Genomic DNA, 18,821 nt, shown 5'->3' on the forward strand with positions numbered 1-18,821 from the left:
CCCTTCCCCCGAGCCCGACGACCCGGCGGACCCGGGCCCGGACCCCGCACCCGACCCCGAGCCGGTGCCCCTGCCCACCGTGACGGTCACGGTGACGGTGACCGCGAGCCCGGTCGCGAAACCGGCTGCCACCGTCTGCACGCGGGGCAAGGCGGCCAAGAAGCTGCCGGCCAAGAAGTGGGCCGTGGAGATCCACCGCAGCAGCGGGACGATCCCTGACGACACGCTCACCTGCTACCTGAAGCTGATCAGCAAGTCGAGCAAGGTGTTCCCCGAGCTGACGAAGGCGTCCTCGCTCGGCAAGGCGTACCGGGTGCTGAAGAACACCCGCACCGGCAAGGCCAAGCTGGACGGCGCGCTGCTGACAGCCTGGCTGAACTGGGCGCACGGCACGAACGGCACCACGACGCTGGCCGCCGCCGAGAAGGTACGGCTCAGCAAGAAGCCGTCCGCGACGGCGCTGAAGAAGGCGGCGAACAAGGTCATCAACTCCGCCAGGTGACCGAAGGCAAGGGAAGGGCCGGTCTCTTACGACCGGCCTTTCCCTTTGGTCGCCCTGAGGCAAAAACGTCTCCAAAGTCGCGCTGCTCGCTTTCATCTCCCACATCACCCTTGTGACAAGGGGGATGTATGCGGCTGTACGCGGGCCAGGAGCCGGAACGCTCCCGCCTTGAGGACGAACCGACCTTCGGAGGAACATGTGAGGCTACGGTCTCTGTCGGCCCGCGGGAGGGCGCTGGCCGTCCTGTGCACGATGGTGTGCACAGCGCTGTGTGCGGCCACGCCGCTGCGAGCCGACACGAAAGACACCAACGACCCCGTCATCAGCCCCGCGCTCGTCGCGGAGATCAAGGCGAAGACCCGGGTCCGCTCCATCATCCAGCTCAAGCCCGGCCAGAACGTCGAGGCCGTGGCCAAGGACCTCGAACAGGCCTCGGAAGGGAGCCGGGTCCTGGAGGCGGCGTCATCGTCGCACTTCTTCGTCGCCCAGGTGGACCAGCGCACGCTGGCCAAGCTCAGGAAGGACGCCAGGATCCAGTCCGTCTACAAGGACGAGCTGCGCCACCCGACGCTGGACGCCAGCACCGCCCTGATCCGCTCGGACCGGGCGAACGCCGCGGGCTGGACCGGCAGGGGCACGACGGTCGCCGTGCTCGACACGGGGATCGACCGCGACCACCCGTTCTTCCGCGGCCGGCTGGTGGACGAGGCGTGCTTCTCCTCCTCCGACGCCAGCGACGGCACCGTCTCGCTCTGCCCGAACAACCAGCCGAGCCAGACCGGGCCGGGCGCGGCGGACGCCGAGACCGCCCAGTGCCTGGTCAACGGGGCGAACGCATGCTCGCACGGCACGCACGTGGCCGGCATCGCGGCGGGCGCCGTGACCGCGGGGGCGCCGTCCAACGGCGTCGCCCCCGCGGCGGGCGTCCTGGCGATCCAGGTCTTCAGCCGCGTGGACAACCCGCTGACCTGCGGGTCGGGCGGCGGCAGCGCGCCCTGTTTCCTCAGCTACACCTCGGACCAGAAACTGGCGCTGGAGTACGTGGCCCGGGTCGCCAGGGCCAACAACGTCGCGGCGGTGAACCTGAGCCTGGCCGGCGGTGGCCTGTTCACCGAGGCGTGCGACGCCGACCCCGCCGCCGCGGGGGTCAAGCCGGAGTTCGACGCGCTCGTGGCGCAGGGCGTGGCGCCGGTGGTGGCGGCCGGCAACAGCGGCTCCCCGAACAGCGTCTCCTCCCCCGCCTGCATCTCCACCGCTGTCGCGGTGGGCGCGACCGGCGACGACGACACCCCTGCGGCGTTCGGCAACCGGGGGTCCATGCTGGACCTGTTCGCGCCCGGGGCGGGCATCAACTCCTCGCTGCCCGACGACGCGTACGGCGAGCTGAGCGGCACCTCGATGGCCGCGCCCCACGTGGCCGGGATGTTCGCGCTGATGAAGCAGGCGTATGCGAACAACACCGTCGCCCAGAGCCTGCAGCGGTTGAAGAGCACGGGCACGCCCATCCGGTACGACGCCGGAGGCACCTCGACGGTCACCGCCAGGATCGACGCCGAGCGGGCCACCCCGGCCGCACGCGTCTGAGCGGGCGTCACGGCCGGAGCCCGGAGACTCCGGCCGCGCCGGTGGCTACGCAACGGGACAGAACAAGAACAGGTAACAGAACACATCTGCCCCTCTGACTACACTTGTCCGATTACTACACTTCCGGTGAGAAATGCCCCCTGAACCACCGGAGGATCAGTTGAGACTCTCGTCTCTGCTGGCCGGCGCGATCGCCTTAGCCGCCACCTCGGCCGCGCTCGTCGCCACACCCGCTCTCGCCGACCCCGAAACCAAGATCGATCCTGCGATCACGGCGAGCGGCGAGCACCGCGCCATCGTCCGCGTGCAGCAGCCCGCGCAGGTGAAGTCCCTGCTGTCCAGCGCGGAAGCGATCAAGCAGGACAGGAAGAACGTCTTCGCGGAGCCGCCCGCCGAAGTGGCCGGCGCACTGGACTTCTTCGTCTACCGCGGAACCCGCGCCGAGCTCGAGAAGATCGCCGAGCAGTCAGGGGTCGTCTCGATCCGCAAGGACAAGCTCAACGAACCCTCACTCGTGGAGAGCATCCCCCTGATCGGCGCCGACCGGGCGCACAAGAGGGGCTTCAACGGCAAGGGCACCGCCGTCGCGATCCTGGACTCCGGCATCGACACCGACCACCCGGCCTTCGGCGGGCGCATCGTGGCCCAGGCGTGCTTCTCGGCCGCCGACCCCGCCGACGGCTCCACGCCGCTGTGCGCCAACGGCAGCCAGTTCCAGATCGGCGGCGGCGCCGCCGACGCCGAGAGCACGGCCTGCATGAAGGACGCCCCGCAACCGCAGTACGGCCTCTGCTACCACGGCACGCACGTCGCCGGCATCGCCGCAGGGCAGCGGACGGCCGAGTTCGCCGCCGACGGTGTCGCACCCAAGGCGCAGATCGTGCCGGTGCAGGTGTTCAGCCGCTTCGACAACTCGCCGTACTGCTCCGGCCGGCCCGTCTGCATCCTGGCCTACGACTCGTCGATCCTGACCGGCATGGCGTACACCGACCTGCTGGCCGGCCAGTACAACATCGCCTCCGTCAACCTCAGCCTGGGCGGCGGCGAGTACGCCACCTCCTGCGACACGGGCGACGGGGCCGACTTCAAGGCCGAGGTGGACAAGCTCCTCGCCAAGGGCGTCGCCACGGTGGTCGCGTCCGGCAACGACGGCTTCGACGCGTCGGTGTCGTGGCCGGCGTGCGTCTCGAACACCGTCGCCGTGGGCGCCACGGACAAGCAGGACGCCGTGGCCTCCTTCTCCAACCGGGGCACGCTGATCGACGTCTACGCGCCGGGCGTGTCCATCACGGGGGCGATCGCCGGAAACGCGTACGCGACGCTCAACGGCACCTCGATGGCCGCCCCGCACGTGGCGGGCTCCTTCGCGCTGCTGCACCAGAAGCGCCGCCACGCCCCGGTGGACAAGCTGCTGGAGACGCTGAAGCGCACCGGCAAGCCGATCGCGTACGAGAGCGCGGGCACGGAGGTCACCACGCCCCGCATCGACGTGTGGGCCGCGTTGCGGGCCCGGTAATGGAACGGTAACCGGCCAACGCCACGGGTGGGTGCGCGCCCCGCGCCACCCACCCGATCGCCCCTCTCCGTCACCACCATCCGCACGCCCGCTGCCGCGACCTCATTCCGCCCAGACGGGAACCGCGCCTTCCGTAGCGGCCGGAACGTGAGAGCGATCTGATAGCGGGCCCTGATGTGCTGTCAAGGACGTCAACCTGACGCGACCGCACATCCAGGAGGAGAGGCCCGTGACCCGCACTCCGGGGCGCCCGTTCCACCCGAGGCTGCGCACGCCGGCCGTGCACGGGGTGAATCCCCCGACATGTGATCAACAGCCCAGGCCCTTGAGGAGCAGGTCGAGCCTGGCGTAGCTGGGATCGGTGGGCCGGAGCAGCCCGCGTGCCTTCTCCCAGGAGTCGCGCGCGGCATCCCGGCGGCCCATCGCGAGCTGGATCTCGCCCCGGGTCGTCAGCACCTCGACCTGGCCGCTCACGTCGGCCACGCGGAGGGTGATCTCCAGCGCCATCCGGCAGTAGTCCAGGGCCGTGCTGTATTCGGCGGTCCTCTGATGCGCCGCGGCGAGGTTGGCCAACGCGCACGACTCCTGCAGTTCGAGGCCCTGCTCCTGGTAGATCTCCAGTGCCTCTCGGGTGTGCTCCAGGGCGTCGGCGTAGCTCCCGGCCAGAATTTCGACGGCGCCGTAGTTGAGCAGCGCATGTGCCCGGACCACCGTGTTGGCCGCGGGCCGCGCGGCGATCTCCGCCTGCCGGTGGCAGGCGAGTGCGCGGTCGTAGTCCCCGGCCCGCTGCCAGACCACCCCGAGCACGCTCAGCGCCCGGGACATCTTCGCGGGATCGCCGAGCCGCTCGGCGTGCCGTAGGGCGTCGCGCAGCGTCGCGTCGGCGTCGTCGTGCGCGCCGGCGCGGGAGTACGCGCCGCCGAGCACGAACGCGGCCTGGTATCCGGCCAGCGGGTCGCCGAGCCTTCTGGCGCATTCCAGGCCGGACCGGCCCACCGCCAGCCAATCCCCGAGATAGCGTGACCGGTCGAGGAAGTCCCGCATCGCGACGGCCAGCTGCCAGCCGTGATCCGGCAGGTCGTGGTCGGCGGCGGCGACCACGGCGGCGACCAGCGTGCCTCGTTCGGCCTCGAACCATTCGAGACCCGCGCCGCTGCCGGACAGGGCGGGCAGCGGAACCGCGGTCGCGCCTATGCCGCGGGAGAGCGGGACCGGGCGGGAGAAGCCGAGCGCGACCCGCCCCTCGTTGGCCGCCCGGACATACCAGTCGAGCACCCGCCGCAACGCCGCCGCGCCCGCCTCGGGCCGGTCGGCGGCCAGCCGCTCCGCGGCGTATTCCCTGAGCAGGTCGTGCAGCCGGTAGCGCCCCGGCCGGTGCGCTTCCAGCAGGTGCACGGCGGCCAGCCGGTCGAGCAGGGCGCGCGCCGCGGCCGGCGCGACGTCCAGCAGCGCCGCCGCGCCCGGCAGCCCGATGTCACTGCCCGGGTAGCAGCCAAGGTGGGAGAACGCGTGCGCCAGGTCCGGCGGAAGCAGGTCGTACGACCACGAGAACACCGTGCGCAGGTCGGTTCCCGGATCGCTGTCGGCCAGGGCGTCCAGCGGGCTCCTGCGCTGCCGCAGATCGTCCACGAGATGGGCGAGGGAACGATCGGGGTGCTGGGAGCCCAGCTCGGCGGCGATGCGCAGGGCCAAGGGCAGCCGTCCGCACAGCCGGGCCAGCTCGGCCAGCGCGTCGGGCTCCGCCTCCGCCCTGTGCCGCGGGATCGCCGCCGTCAGCAGCGCCAGGGCGTCGGCTGCGGCCAGCTCGCGCAGCGCCACCCGGTGTGCCCCATCGCGTGCGGCCAGGCCGCGCAGGTCGCTCCGGCTGGTGACGATCACGAAGCAGTGGGAGCCCGGCAGCAGCGGCCGGACGTGCTCGGCGTCGTGGGCGTTGTCGAGCAGCAGCAGCATCCGGCGGCCGGCGAGCAGGGTGCGCAGCAGCGCCACGGCCTCCCCCGCGTCGTTCGGAACGCGGTCAGGCGGCGTGCCGATCGAGCGCAGCAGCCGGCCGAGCGCCGCCTCCGCCGTGGCCGGCCGGCCAGGGCCGTAGCCGTGCAGGTCGAGGTAGAGCTGCCCGCCGGAGAAACGGTCCTGCCTGAGCCGGGCCCAGTGCACCGCGAGCGCGGTCTTGCCCGCGCCGCCGACGCCATGCACCGCCACCAGGGCGAGCCCGCTGCCGGACCAGCGGTCGAGTTGCTCGTCGAGCGCGGCCAGCTCGGCCGTCCTGCCGGCGAAACCCGCCGGCGCCGGCGGGAGTTGCCGCGGCGTCACGCGTTCCGGCTCGGGGTCTCCGGTGAGCAGCCGCCGGTGCAGGCTCTGCAGCCGGGCGGACGGGTCCGCGCCGAGGGTGTGCGCGAGCGTGTTCCGTACGGACTCGTACGCCTCCAGCGCCTCGGCCTGCCGCCGGTCGGCGATCAGCACGGTCAGCAGCCGCTCCCAGAGCGACTCGCGTACGGGGAAGCGCGCGGTCAGCACGCGCAGCTCGGCGATCAGGGTGCTGGGCGCGCGGTCGCCGAGCGCCAGGTCCAGGTCGACCCGCCGCTCGACGGCCGCCAGGTAACGCTCGGTCAGCGCGGGCGCGTGGTCGCGCTGGAGCGAGTCGGACGCGACGTCGCCGAGCGGCTCGCCCCGCCACAACTCCAGCGCGGCCCGCAGCAGCTCGCGGGCGCGCGCGGGCTCACCGTCCGTGGCCTGCTCCGCGGCGCGGACGAGCCGGTCGAACCGCGACGCGTCCACCTGGTCCTGGCCGACGTCCAGCAGATATCCGTCGGCGACGTTCCGCACCAGCCCGCCGAGCTCGGGCCCGAGCAGCCGCCGGAGCCGGTGCACGTTGTTCTGCACGGCCTCGCGCGGGCTCGACGGCAGATCGGCGCCCCAGATCCGCTCGGTCAGGACGTCGACGGTCACGACGCGTCCCGGCGGCAGGGCGAGGCTCGCCAGCAGAGCCCGCTGCCGCTTCGAGGCGATCCTCACGGTACGGTCCGGCAGCCGCACCTCGAACGGTCCGAGAAGACGGATCGAGACCTCGGGCACCCCGCCGCGCTCCTTTCCTGGGCCAACGCTCACGTCGAAGCTATCGCGGCGACCGGACCGTCGAGAGCCCGGGCGAGTGGCCGGCGCTTCGCGGACCACCCATCGGCGAGGTCTCCACACCAGCTGTACGGGCCCACGCGCGTTTCGAATCGTGTCGCTTAGGGTGGCTTTCATGGACGCAGGCAAGGCGATCTTCGAAACCGTCGACAAGCTTCGCCAGCGGCGCACCGCCCCGCTGGTGCTGGAGCTCGACCTCACCGAGGGCCTCACCGAGGGCCCGCCGTCGGATCCGCTCGCCGCGGTGCTGTCGATGCGCAAACCCCGCCTGTCCGACGTCCTGTCGGGGCTCCGGCGGGCCAGGCAGGACCCCAGGGTCAGGGGGCTGGTCGTCAAGGTCGGGGGCAGCCCGATGGGCCTGGCCATGGTGCAGGAGCTGCGCCAGGCGGTGACCCACTTCCGCGCCTCGGGCAAGCCGGCCGTCGCGTTCGCCGAGACGTTCGGCGAGTTCGGCGGCGGCACCGTGCCCTACTACCTGGCCACCGCCTTCGAACGCGTCTACCTGCAGCCGAGCGGCGACGTCGGGCTGACCGGCGTGGCGGTGGAGCAGCGCTTCGTCAAGGGGACGCTGGCCAAGCTGGGCGTCGGCTACGAAGTGGGCCAGCGGCACGAGTACAAAACCGCCGCCAACACCTTCACCCAGGATCACATGACCGAGGCCCACCGCGAGTCCATCGGCCGCATCGTGGAGTCGGTCACCGAGGGCCTGGTCGCGGGCATCGCCGAGGGGCGCAGACTCGACCCCGCCAAGGTGCGCGAGCTGATCGACCGCGGCCCGTTCACCGCCACCGAGGCGCTGGAGGCGGGGCTGGTCGACGAGCTGGCCTACCGCGACGAGGTCTACGACGAGGTCAAGCGCTCCGCGGGCGCCGAGGCGCACCTGCTGTACGTCTCCCGCTACGCCAAGGGCGCGGCCGTACGCAAGCTGCCGCAGCCGATGGCCGACGCGATCGCGCTCGTCCACGGCCACGGCATGATCAGGTCCGGCCGCAGCGGGCGCAGCCCGCTCGGCGGGGGCGGGGCGATGGGCTCCGACACGATCAGCGCCGCGCTCCGGGCGGCCCGGCGCGACGAGCACGTCAAGGCCGTCGTGTTCCGGGTCGACAGCCCGGGCGGCTCCTACGTCGCCAGCGACACGGTGTGGCGCGAGGTGACGCTGACGCGCAAGGTCAAGCCGGTGATCGTGTCAATGGGCGACGTGGCCGCCTCCGGCGGCTACTTCGTGTCGATGGCCGCCGACGTGATCGTGGCGCAGCCGGGCACGCTGACGGGCTCGATCGGGGTCTACGGCGGCAAGGCCGTCCTCGCCGAGCTGTTCGAGAAGATCGGGCTGAACACCGAGCTCGTGGGCAGCGGGGCCAACGCCGGGATGTTCGCCACGTCGCGCGGGTTCTCCCCCGAGCAGTGGGAGCGGATCAACGCCTGGCTCGACCGGATCTACGACGACTTCGTGAGCAAGGTGGCCGCGAGCCGCGACCTCACCCGCGACCGCGCCCACGAGCTGGCCAGGGGCCGGGTGTGGACCGGCGCCGACGCGCAGGCCAGCGGGCTGGTCGACGAGCTGGGCGGGCTGGAGGACGCGCTGGCCCTGGCGCGCAGGCGGGCCGGGCTGGCCGACGACGCGCCGGTGCGCAGCTATCCCCGGCTCAACCCGCTGGAGCGCCTGCGCGGCCCCGACTCGAGCGAGGACAAGTCGGCCGCGCTGGCCAGGATCCGCATGGACGCCTGGGGTCCGCTGGCCCGGCTGTCGGCCGAGCTCGGCCTCCCCGCCGCGGGCCCGCTCATCCTGCCCGCGTGGTACACGATCCGCTGACCTCGGCTGACGTGACGTGACGCCCGCCGTCACGGGCCCGTCGCGCGATAGCGGCCGCGGAGCCGCACGAGGGGTTGGAGCTCGGGCTCGACGTAGTTGATCGCCAGGACGCCGGCGATGTAGAGGGTGTGGTCGCCGGCCGGCACCACCTTGGTGGTCTCGGCCTCCAGCGCGGCCACCCCGCCCTCCACCACCAGCGCCTGCGTGTGCGGCCCCCGGTGGTGCGGCGTGCCGGCCACCAGCAGGCGGGCACTGGGCCGCCCGGCGGTGGCGAACCGGCTGGCGATGGCCGCCTGACCCGACGACAACAGTGACGCGGCCCAGCGGTCCTGGCGCAGCAGCACCTCGTTCAGGTAGCCGCTGCTGCCCAGGCTCACCAGAACGAGCGGCGGCTCCAGCGAGACGGACATCAGCGCCGAGATCGTGGCGCCCAGATCGTCGCGCCCGTCGCGTACGGTCACCACCGCCACGCCGGCCGCGAGCTGCGCCATCGCCTCCGTGAACTCGCTCACCGCGAGGACCCCCGGCGTCCGGAGGCCCTCGCGGCGGGCGTCAGGCGAGGCCGTTGGAGGTCAGCCATTCCTCGGCCACCATGGCGGGCTCGTCCTTGTTGACGGAGATCTTCTGCATCATCTCCAGCAACGACTCCGTGGTCAGCTTGGCGGAGATGCCGTTGAGCGTCGTGCGGATCGTGTCGGAGGCGGACGCCTTGTGCAGCAGCGGCGTCACGTTCTGGGCCGGGAAGATGTTCTTGGTGTCCTGGAGCGGCACCAGGTTGTTGGCGGCGATCTTCGGGTCGGTGCTGAAGACGTTGCCGACCTGGATCGTGCCGTCCTTCAGCGCGTCGGCCGTGGTGGGCCCGGTGGGCTTCCACTCCTTGAACTCGACCCCGTAGACGTCCTTGAACCGCGCTTCCCACCGCTTCTTGAACTCGGGCGGGCCACCGACGACCATGCTCTTGGAGGACTTGGCGAGGTCTTCCATGGTGGTGAGCGACTGCTTGGTCTGGGTGTCCTTGGTGACGGACAGGGTGTCCTTGTCCTCGGCGGGCGAGGAGTCGAGCACCTCCAGCTCGGCCGGCAGCTTCTCCTTCAGCGCGGTGTTCACCTCGTCGGTGGTGGCGGCCGTGGCCGCCTGGTCGATGAAGGCGAGCAGGTTGCCGTTGTATTCGGGCACGATGGTCAGGCCGCCGCTCTTGACCTGGTCGTAGACGGCCTCGCGGCTGCCGATGCGCGGCTTCTCCTCGACCTGTACGCCCTTGGCCTCCAGGGCCTGGGCGTAGATCGAGGCGAGCAGCACGCTCTCGTCGAAGTCGAACGATCCGATGACGGCCTTGCCCCCGCCCGAGGCCGAACCGCTGGGGGCCGCGCTCGTGGTGTCGAGCGGGTTGCCCGTGGTGCCGCCGCCACCGCAGGCGGCCAGCGTGAGGACCGCTGACAAAAGCACCGCCGCGGTGCCGAACATGCGTCTCATGTTGTTTCCCTTCTCAAGCGGGAGAGGCTATCGAACATTCACTCGCTGGCTCACCCCCGGCGAGACCGTCACCCTCTGCGCGAGCGCGAACAGGAGCTGCACCACGAGCGCGAACAGCACAATCAGTACAGAACCCCCGACGACGCTCGCGTAATCCTTCGTCGCGAAACCGTCGATCACGTAGCGTCCGAGGCCGCCGAGCCCGGTGTAGGCCGCGACCGTCGTGGTGGCCACGACCTGGATCGCCGACAACCGGCAGCCCAGCAGGATCAGCGGCAGCGCGACCGGCACCAGCACCCGGCCGAGCACCTGCCCGCCGCGCAGGCCCATCCCGTACGCCGCGTCGCGCAGCTCGGGATCGACCCCCTTGATGCCCTCGAAGGTGTTGACCAGGATCGGCGGCACCGACAGCAGCACCAGCGGAATGATCACTGGCCAGATCGACGCCGTGCCCAGCAGCAGCACGAACATCACCAGCAACCCCAGCGTGGGCAGCGCCCTGGCCAGGTTCGCAGAGACGACGATCAGCACCTCTCCCCGGCCCGTGTGCCCGATCGCCAGCCCCAGCGGCACGGCCACCAGCACGGCCAGCAGCAGCGCCAGCGCCGAGAACTCCAGGTGCTCCAGCAGCCGCATGGGGATCCCGCCGGGCCCCGACCAGTTGGCGCCGTTGCCGAAGAACTCGCCCATCCAGACGAAGAACGAGGTCAGCCAGTTCACGACGCCGCCCCCTTTCGCACGCGCACCCACGGGGTGAGCACCCGCTGGGCCAGGACCAGCAGGCCGTCGGCGATCAGCGCCAGCAGCACGATCAGCACGATGCCGACGATCACCGGCGGCATGAACGGGTTCTGGTACGCCCGGGTGAACAGCCCGCCGAGGCCGCCCTGCCCGATCAACGCGCCCACGCTGACCAGGCTGATGCTGGAGACCGCGACGACCCGGAGGCCGGCCAGCACCACCGGCACCGCGATCGGCAGCTCCACCGCCAGCAGCCGGCGCAGCGGCGAGAAGCCCATCGCGACCGCCGACTGGCGCACGTGGTCGGGCACCGAGTCCAGCCCGCCGACGACGGCCGGGAGCAGGACGGCCACGCCGTAGAAGGCCAGCGGGATGATCACCGTGGTCTGCGACAGCCCGGTCACCGAGATCAGCAGCATGAAGACGGGCAGCGACGGCAGCGCGTAGACGACGTTCATCAGGCCGGAGGCGGGCTGGTAGAGCCAGCGCCAGCGTACGCAGGCCAGGCCCAGCGGCAGCGCCACGATCAGCGCGAAAAGGATCGGCACGAGCGACATGGTCAGGTGGTCGATGAGCAGGTCCTTGATGCTGCCCGCCCGGCCGGTGTCCCAGTTTCGCCCGATCCATTCCCATAGGGAGGGGGGACCGTCACCCATCTGCGGCCTCCGCCAGCGCCTCGTCGAGCGCCTCCCTGGTGGCCACGCCGACGACCTTGCCCTCATCGTCCACGGCCACCGAGCAGCCGGACGGCGACAGCAGCGCCGCGTCGAGCGCCGAGCGCATCGAGTCGCGGCCGTACAGGAACGTCCCGAACGGCTCCAGCTCGTCGGGACGCGACCAGGAGATCCATCCCACCGGCCCGCCCTGCTCGTCGACGACCAGCCGCCACGGCTCCTCCGACGAGCCGCCGCCGTCCTGCCGGACCGTCAGGTCGGTACGCAGGCGCAGCCCCTCCGTCGAGACGAACTGCAGCCGCCTGATTCCCCGGTCATGCCCGAGGAACTCACGGACGAAGTCGTCGGACGGCTCCGACAGCAGCGTCTTGGGCGCGGCCAGCTGCGCCAGCCGGCCGCCGACGCGCAGCACCGCCACCCGGTCGCCGAGCTTGATGGCCTCGTCGATGTCGTGCGTGACGAACACGATGGTCTTGTTCAGCTCGCCCTGCAGCCTGAGCAGCTCCTCCTGCAGGCTCGTGCGCACGACGGGGTCGACCGCGCTGAACGGCTCGTCCATGAGGAGCACGGGCGGGTCGGCGGCCAGCGCCCTGGCCACGCCCACGCGCTGCTGCTGCCCGCCCGAGAGCTGGAACGGGTAGCGGCCGGCCAGCGCCGGGTCGAGCCCGACACGTTCGAGCAGCTCCATGGCCCTGTCGCGGGCCTTCTTCCGGTCCCAGCCGAGGAGGTAGGGGACGGTGGCGATGTTGTCGACGATCTTCCGGTGCGGGAACAGGCCGGCCTGCTGGATGACGTACCCGATGCCGCGGCGCAGTGTCGGCGGGTCGATGCTCTGCACCGGCACCCCGTCGAGGAGGATCTGTCCCTCCGAGGCGTCGATCATGCGATTGATCATCCGGAGAGAGGTCGTCTTGCCGCAGCCCGAAGGCCCGACGAGCACGGTGATCTCGCCTGTGGGGGCCTCCATGGTGAGGTCGTCCACGGCGACCGTTCCGTCCGGGAAACGTTTGGTGACAGCGTCGAATGTGATCACGCGCGAACTCTCGCTCCGTGGGCTTCTGGCAGGGGTCGCAGCCCCCTGCCACGACCGCCGCATGATCTCTTGAATCCACAGACTACGGCGATCCGGACCGCTCTGTCCTCATCGGGGCGGGCTTAAGCGTTTCACTGACCAGGGATATTTACACGAAATCTGGATCTGGTAGTGCGCCGGACCATCAGGGTTGGCATGATTACCACAACAATCTCCTGACGCGCACCCTCACCCTCAGCGTCGGCACACAGCAAGAGGATCGGCCCGTGTCCCAGCCGCTCACCGATCAGCGCTCACGCGCCGAACTGATCGCAGAGCTCTACGACCGTCATGCCGCCGGGCTGTTCGCGTACTGCGCTGACCAGCTCGGCGACCTCGGTTCAGCGTCCGATGTCCTGGTGGCCGTGCTGACCGGGGTTCCGGTCGCCCAGCCGCCCCGCGCTGCCCTCTACGCGTTCGCCCGCCGCGAGATCCACCGGCGGGACATCGTCTACTCACCGCCCGCGGTCGACCCGCTCATCGACCCGGCCACCGCCCTCGTCGAGCGTGTCCTGCGCGAGCTGCGGCCCCACCAGCGCGAGGTGCTGGTGTTGTGCGCGGTGTGCGGGCTGAGCAAGGCCGAGCTCGCGTGGGTGCTGGACATCGCGCCCGACACCGCCGACGAGCTCACGGTGGCGGCCGCGAACCGGTTCAGGGAGTCGCTCGGCACGGCACTGGCCGCGACCGGGATCCGCGTGCCCAAGCCGGTGGCCGACGTCTACGGCGCGCTGCACGTGGCGCCGCTGCACGACGTGCTCGGCCGCCTGCTGTGGCCGCAGCCGCCCGGCGCGCTGCGCATCCACTTCGCCGGCTCCCGTTCCGCGGCTCCGGGGCCGCTGTTCGTGAAGCCGCGCTGGCCCAGCCCGCCGATGTGGCCGCAGCCGCTGGCCGAGGCGGACCCCGCCACCAGCACGGTGATCTTCCCCGCCGAGCTGCTGACGCCGCCCTCGCCGTCGCAGGTGCCGGAGCACGACGCGACCACTGCCCCGATGCCCAAATACCGCGAATCCGCCGACGACCACCGTCGGTTGCGCGACCCGCTGGGCTCCATCCGACCGCTCAGGGATCCGCTCGGCGGCCCCTGGACGTCCACCTCGCGGGCGGGGGAACGCCCGTTCTTCATGGCCGCTCCCGAGCCCGACGGTCCTGGGCCGTTCGCGACGGGCGACGTGATCCTGCCCAAGGACGCGCCCGACCCGTACATGACGGGGGACGTCCTCGTCCACAAGGGGCCGGCCCGCGCGGTCCCGCCGCCGTCGCGGGGGGAGGACGAGGTGCGGGAGGCCGCGCCGCTGTTCCGGCCGCGCGCCAGGACCGGCGGGAAGGCTGCCGCAGGACCGGCTGCCGCGCCCACACCCGCCGGGCCCACCCGACCTGCCGGGCCCACCAGGACCGCCGCGCCCGCCAAGCCGTCCGAGCCGGTCTATCGGCTGCCCGACCCGCAGAAGGACCTTCTGAGCAAGGAGGCTCCCGCGAACGAACCGCCCGCTCGGGAGCAGTCCGCGTTCGAGCCGCCCGCTCGCGAGGCGTCCCCTGGCAAGGCATCCCCTCGCGAGGCGCCCTCTCGCAAAAGGTCCGCTCGCGAGGCGTCCCCTCGTGAGGCGTCCGTTCTCGCGCCGCGTCCGGTGCGGGCCAGGCCCGCGCCGAAGCGACGTCCGACGCCGGTTGGGCCGCAGAAGGCGCGGCGCCGCAGGGATCGCCACTACGACTGGGCCTGGGAGCTGGTCGGGTTCCTGATGTGCGTGGCGATCGCGATGATCGTCTTCTTCTCCATGCCGGTCTTCAACGGCTGAGGCCCCGCCGGCCCCCGGCCGGCGGGTCAGGCCGCGGACAGGATGAGGCCGCTGGTGGGCACGCCCGTTCCCGCCGTGACCAGGACGTTCGTGACGCCGGTGAGCTGGTTCGCGGCGGTGCCCCTGATCTGGCGCACCGCCTCCGCGATGCCGTTCATGCCGTGGATGTACGCCTCCCCGAGCTGCCCGCCGTGCGGGTTGACCGGCAGGCGGCCGTCCAGCTCGATGCCCCCGTCCTTGAGGAACTCCGGCGCCTCGCCGCGACCGCAGAAGCCGAGTTCCTCCAGCTGGGTGAGCACGAACGGGGTGAAGTGGTCGTACAGGATGGCGGTCTGGATGTCCTGGGGCGTCAGGCCCGACTGTTCCCAGAGCCCCCGGCCGACGACGGACATCTCGGGCAGGCCGGTCATGTCATCCCGGTAGTAGCTCGTCATCATCATCTGGTCCGCGCCCGCGCCCTGGGCCGCCGCAGTGATGACCGCCGGGGAGCGGCGCAGGTCGCGGGCGTGTTCTGCGCTGGTCACGACGAGCGCCACCGCGCCGTCGCTCTCCTGGCAGCAGTCGAGCAGGTGCAGCGGCTCGACGACCCACCTCGACGCCTGGTGCTCCTCCAGCGTGATGGGCCGCTGGTAGAACCAGGCGGCCGGGTTGGTGGCCGCGTGCCTGCGCATGGCCACCGCCACCCGGCCGAAGTCCTCGGAAGTCGCGCCGTGGACGTGCAGGTAGCGCTGCGCGAACATGGCCACCCAGGCGGCCGGCGTCATCAGGCCGAACGGCACGTGCCAGCTCATCTCCAGCCCCTGCGAGGTGGGTTCGCCGCTCAACCGCACGTTCGGCTGGGCGTTCGGCTGGCCGAAACGGCGTCCCGAGCGCTCGTTGAAGGCCCGGTAACACACCACCGTGCGGGCCATGCCCGTCGCCACGGCCATGGCGGCGTGCGCCACGGTCCCGCAGGCCGCGCCGCCCCCGTAGTCGACGCGGGAGAAGAACGTCAGCTCGCCGATGCCCGTCTCCCTGGCGACGGCGATCTCCTGGTTGGCGTCCTGGGTGAAGGTCACCAGGCCGTCCACGTCGCCGGGTGACAGCCCGGCGTCGTCCAGCGCCGACAGCACGGCCTCGGCGGCGAGCCTCAGCTCCGACCGTCCTGACCTCTTGCTGAACTCGGTGGCGCCGATGCCCGCGATGGCGGCGCTCGTTCGCGACAACACCCGCTCCTTCTCGTTCAACCGGCTGGGGGGAGGGTCAGGGCGACGGTGGCGGTGGCGTGGAAGCCCAGGCTCACCGCGCCGCGCACCTCGACCGTGACGTGGCCGGCCTCGCGCGACACGACCGTCCCGGTGAAGCTCAGGCGGTCGCCCGCGTACGCGGGGACGCCGAGCTTGACGTCGATGCCCTTGATGACGGCCTCCGGGCCCGCCCAGTCGGTGACGTACCGTTCGACCAGGCCCATGGTGGTCAGGATGTTGAGGAAGATGTCCTTCGAGCCCTGGGCGCGGGCCCGTTCCCGGTCGTGGTGCACCGGGGTGAAGTCCATGGTGGCCAGGGCGGTCGAGACGACCACGGTGGGCGTGAGGTCGAGCGACAACTCCGGCAGCTCGGAGCCGGCCTCGACCTCGCCCGCTGTCAGCGTTCGCATCACGGCTCCTCCGGGGCCCACATCGGAAGGACGAGCCGGTCGTCCATCGGCCGGAACGTCACGCGCAGCGCCATGCCGATCTCCACCTGCCCGGGCGGGCAGTCCACGACGTTGCCGACGATCCGCACGCCCTCCGGCAACTCCACCACGCCCACCACGAACGGGGTCTCGCGGCCGGGCACCGGCGGATGGTGGTGGACGACGTGGCTGTAGAGGGTTCCGCGGCCGCTCGCGACCGTGTAGGTGAGGCGGGACGAGCGGCAGCGGGGACACAGGGCACCCGGCGGGTGGCGTAACCGTCCGCACTCGGCGCAGGTCTGGATGCGCAGCTCACCGCTCTTCGCGCCCTCCCAGAAGAACGCCGTGTCCTGGTTGATCGCCGGCTGGAGCGGGTACGGCGGCCGCTCTTCGCGGGCGCCTTCCCGCGGCCGGAACTTGAGCACGCGGAAGAGCATCTCCGCCACCGGCTCGTCGCCGTCGCCGTACCAGGTGACGTTCCAGGTGGCGAAGTAGCCCACGCCGAGCGCGGTCCGTTTGGGGCCCGCCAGGTCCGTGAACCTGGTGGCGGGCGTCAGCCGTTCCCCCAGGCGCGCGTAGCGGTGGTAGGTCTGCTCGCAGTTCGTCGCCACCACGCCCGTGTAGCCGCCGGCGTCGAGCGCGGCCAGCAGGTCGTCCACCGGCGAGCGGTCCTTGGCTCCCGGGCGCGGGGCCTGCATGGTCCACACCTGCGCCATCGCGGGCGGGGCCAGCCCTTTGTCCAGATACGCCGGGTTGGCGTCACCCATGGCTGCCAGCCAGTGCCGGATCATGGGCTCGTTCACGGGGTCGGGGGCCGAGGCACCGCGCACCTCGCCCAGCGCCGCCTGCTTGCCCGCGAGCTCGTGCAGCTCGTCGTCGGTCATCGCGGAGGCCTCGGCAGGCCCAGGCCGAGCATGGCGATCAGCTCCCGCTGCACCTCGTTCACCCCGCCGCCGAACGTCAGCACCACCGCGCCCTTGACCCCATGGTCCACGCGTTCGAGCAGCTCGGCCGTCTCCGGGTCAGACGGGTCGCCGTACCTGGCGAGGGTGTCGCCGACGATCCTGCCGGCCTCCTGCATCCGCTCCGAGCCGTAGATCTTGGTGGCCGACGCGTCGGGCGCCCCCAGCCAGCCGAGGTCCATGTTCGCCGCGACCTGCCAGTTGAGCAGCTCGTTGGTGCGGAAGGCCGCCCACACCCCGGCCAGCGCGCGCCGCACGTCCTGATGATCCGCCAGGCCCGTACGGCGGGCCCAGGCGAGGAAACGGTCGTAGGTCTGGCCGAGGTTCCCCGCGGGACCCAGGGTGACCCGTTCGTGGTTGAGCTGGTTGACGATCAGGTCCCAGCCGCGGTCCACCTCGCCGACCACCATGTCCACAGGGACGCGCACGTCGGAGTAGTAGGTGGCGTTGGTGTGGTGGCGGCCGTCCATGGTGACGATCGGGGTCCACGAGAAGCCGGGGTCGTCCGTGGCGGCGATCATCATGGTGATGCCCTTGTGCTTCTTGGCCTCCGGGTTCGTACGGGCCGCGAGCCAGATGTACTGCGCGTAGTGCGCGCCGCTGGTGAAGATCTTCTGCCCGTTGACGACGTAGTGGTCGCCGTCGAGCACCGCCGTGGTCCGCAGGGAGGCCAGGTCGGTGCCCGCCTCCGGCTCGCTGTAACCGATGGCGAAGTGGCACTCGCCGGCGAGGATGCGCGGCAGGAAGAAGTCCTTCTGCTCCCGCGTCCCGTACTGCATGAGCGTGGGCCCGACGGTCTGCACCGTGATGATCGGGTACGGGACGCCCGCCCGCGCGATCTCGTTGGCGAAGATCTGCTGCTCCAGGGGGCCGTAGCCGCCACCGCCGTACTCCTTGGGCCAGCCCAGGCCGAGCTTGCCGTCGCGGCCGAGGCTGCGGCAGTGCTCCATGTACGTCCCACCGAACGGGTCTTCGGCGATCTTCCTGCGGTCCTCGGCGGTCAGGCAGCCCTGGAAGTACTCGCGCAGCTCGTCCCGGAGCGCGCGCTGGTCAGGAGTGAGGTCGATCAGCATCAGACGAGCGCTCCGATCAGGTCGAGCTGGGCGTCGGCGCCGCCGAGCAGGTGGGACAGGTGCTTGGCCTGCGCGAAGTAGCGGTGCAGCGGGTAGGTCACGTCGAGGCCGAGCCCGCCGTGCAGGTGCTGGCAGGTGTGCAGCGCCTTGACGGCCTCGCCGACGTGGTACGCGGCCAGCGCCAGGTCCTGGTCGGCCGGCATCCCTTCCCCCAGCCGCCACGCCGCCGACCACACGGCCACGTCGAGCGCTCTGCCCGCGATGTAGACGTCGGCGATCTGCATGGTCACCGCCTGGAACTCGGCCAGCGCCCGGCCGAACTGCCGGCGCGTTCTGATGTACGACGTGGTCAGCTCCAGCGCGCCCGCCAGGACGCCGGCGGCCTGGGCGGCGACGGCGGCCATGAACAGCCGCCTGGTCCCGTCCACCGCCTCGGGCCCGCCCACCCGCTCGGCCGCGGTCCGGTCGAGCACGAGGGTGGCCACGGGCTCGCCGGTGGAGGCGAACTCGGGGGTCGCCTCCACCCCGCGCACCGCCGCGCCGAACACCCCATCGGGCAGCCCCTCGACCAGGAACAACCCCTCGTCGGCGGCGACCAGCACCGCCACACCGGGATGAGGCACCGACACCTTCCGCCCCGACAGCACCCACCCGCCATCACCCGCACCGGACGCACCCGTCACGGGCGGATCGGTCAGGGCGCGGCCGGGCTCGCGGAGCGCGACGGTGGCCCGGGTGACGCGACGCTGCTGGTCAGGGGTGCCATAGCGGGCCAGGGCCAGCGTGCTCACCAACGTGGCAAGCGCGGGTACGGCCGCCGCCCGCGCCCCCACCT

General features: G+C 71.7%; 15 protein-coding genes and 1 pseudogene. 5 read left to right on the forward strand and 11 right to left on the reverse strand.

The annotated features are described in order from the left end of the window. The 3 genes and pseudogenes from E1294_RS53570 to E1294_RS43875 form a co-directional block, all read left to right on the forward strand. Window positions 1-502 (forward strand): annotated as a pseudogene (locus E1294_RS53570) (hypothetical protein); the annotation flags it as partial. A 198-nt stretch (window positions 503-700) separates the two neighbouring features. Continuing rightward, a complete protein-coding gene (locus E1294_RS43870) occupies window positions 701-2,086 on the forward strand; it encodes a S8 family peptidase (protein WP_132517355.1) in 1,386 nt (461 codons plus the stop codon). A 160-nt stretch (window positions 2,087-2,246) separates the two neighbouring features. After that, window positions 2,247-3,602 carry a S8 family peptidase gene (locus E1294_RS43875; protein ID WP_165977813.1) on the forward strand — a complete coding sequence of 452 codons (1,356 nt, stop codon included), beginning with the start codon at window positions 2,247-2,249 and terminating at the stop codon, window positions 3,600-3,602. A 309-nt stretch (window positions 3,603-3,911) separates the two neighbouring features. Here the strand turns inward: E1294_RS43875 and E1294_RS43880 are convergent, their stop codons facing one another. Next, complete coding sequence (locus tag E1294_RS43880) at window positions 3,912-6,674, reverse strand: AfsR/SARP family transcriptional regulator (protein ID WP_165977814.1); 2,763 nt, start codon at window positions 6,672-6,674, stop codon at window positions 3,912-3,914. A 172-nt stretch (window positions 6,675-6,846) separates the two neighbouring features. Here E1294_RS43880 and sppA point away from each other — a divergent pair, with 172 nt between their 5' ends. Next, window positions 6,847-8,544, forward strand: coding sequence for a signal peptide peptidase SppA (sppA, locus tag E1294_RS43885; RefSeq protein WP_132517361.1), 1,698 nt, complete (start codon window positions 6,847-6,849; stop codon window positions 8,542-8,544). 29 nt (window positions 8,545-8,573) lie between these two features. Here sppA and E1294_RS43890 read toward each other — a convergent pair whose 3' ends face one another. From E1294_RS43890 to E1294_RS43910, 5 genes are read right to left on the reverse strand one after another with little or no spacing between them, the layout of a single operon-like run. Further along, a complete protein-coding gene (locus E1294_RS43890; protein WP_132517363.1) occupies window positions 8,574-9,056 on the reverse strand; it encodes a flavin reductase family protein in 483 nt (160 codons plus the stop codon). A gap of 40 nt (window positions 9,057-9,096) precedes the next feature. Beyond that, window positions 9,097-10,017, reverse strand: coding sequence for an ABC transporter substrate-binding protein (locus E1294_RS43895; protein WP_132517365.1), 921 nt, complete (start codon window positions 10,015-10,017; stop codon window positions 9,097-9,099). 27 nt (window positions 10,018-10,044) lie between these two features. Continuing rightward, complete coding sequence (locus E1294_RS43900) at window positions 10,045-10,737, reverse strand: ABC transporter permease (RefSeq protein WP_246083706.1); 693 nt, start codon at window positions 10,735-10,737, stop codon at window positions 10,045-10,047. Then, complete coding sequence (locus E1294_RS43905) at window positions 10,734-11,414, reverse strand: ABC transporter permease (protein WP_132517367.1); 681 nt, start codon at window positions 11,412-11,414, stop codon at window positions 10,734-10,736. Before E1294_RS43905 ends, E1294_RS43900 begins: the two co-directional genes overlap by 4 nt. Next, window positions 11,407-12,465 (reverse strand): ABC transporter ATP-binding protein, encoded by a 1,059-nt coding sequence (locus tag E1294_RS43910; protein WP_132517369.1) that lies wholly within the window; start codon window positions 12,463-12,465, stop codon window positions 11,407-11,409. Before E1294_RS43910 ends, E1294_RS43905 begins: the two co-directional genes overlap by 8 nt. A 266-nt stretch (window positions 12,466-12,731) precedes the next feature. Between E1294_RS43910 and E1294_RS43915 the strand changes: the two genes are divergently transcribed. Further along, entirely contained in the window at window positions 12,732-14,297 is a 1,566-nt protein-coding gene (locus E1294_RS43915) for an RNA polymerase sigma factor (RefSeq protein WP_132517371.1), read from the forward strand. 26 nt (window positions 14,298-14,323) lie between these two features. On the opposite strand, the gene E1294_RS43920 is transcribed toward E1294_RS43915, so the two are convergent. The 5 genes from E1294_RS43920 to E1294_RS43940 all read right to left on the reverse strand — a co-directional run. Further along, window positions 14,324-15,502, reverse strand: coding sequence for a lipid-transfer protein (locus tag E1294_RS43920; protein WP_220448285.1), 1,179 nt, complete (start codon window positions 15,500-15,502; stop codon window positions 14,324-14,326). A 17-nt stretch (window positions 15,503-15,519) separates the two neighbouring features. Next, window positions 15,520-15,933: a MaoC family dehydratase gene (locus E1294_RS43925; protein WP_132517373.1), complete on the reverse strand. Its 414-nt coding sequence runs from the start codon at window positions 15,931-15,933 to the stop codon at window positions 15,520-15,522. Beyond that, window positions 15,933-16,835, reverse strand: coding sequence for a bifunctional MaoC family dehydratase N-terminal/OB-fold nucleic acid binding domain-containing protein (locus tag E1294_RS43930; protein ID WP_132517375.1), 903 nt, complete (start codon window positions 16,833-16,835; stop codon window positions 15,933-15,935). The genes E1294_RS43925 and E1294_RS43930 overlap by 1 nt, the downstream gene beginning before the upstream one ends. Then, entirely contained in the window at window positions 16,832-17,986 is a 1,155-nt protein-coding gene (locus tag E1294_RS43935) for an acyl-CoA dehydrogenase family protein (protein WP_132517377.1), read from the reverse strand. Before E1294_RS43935 ends, E1294_RS43930 begins: the two co-directional genes overlap by 4 nt. Continuing rightward, window positions 17,986-18,821: acyl-CoA dehydrogenase family protein (locus E1294_RS43940; protein WP_132517379.1), on the reverse strand; the 836-nt coding region annotated here is incomplete at its 5' end. The genes E1294_RS43940 and E1294_RS43935, both read right to left, overlap by 1 nt.

The organism is Nonomuraea diastatica (assembly GCF_004349015.1).
GTDB lineage: Bacteria > Actinomycetota > Actinomycetes > Streptosporangiales > Streptosporangiaceae > Nonomuraea > Nonomuraea diastatica.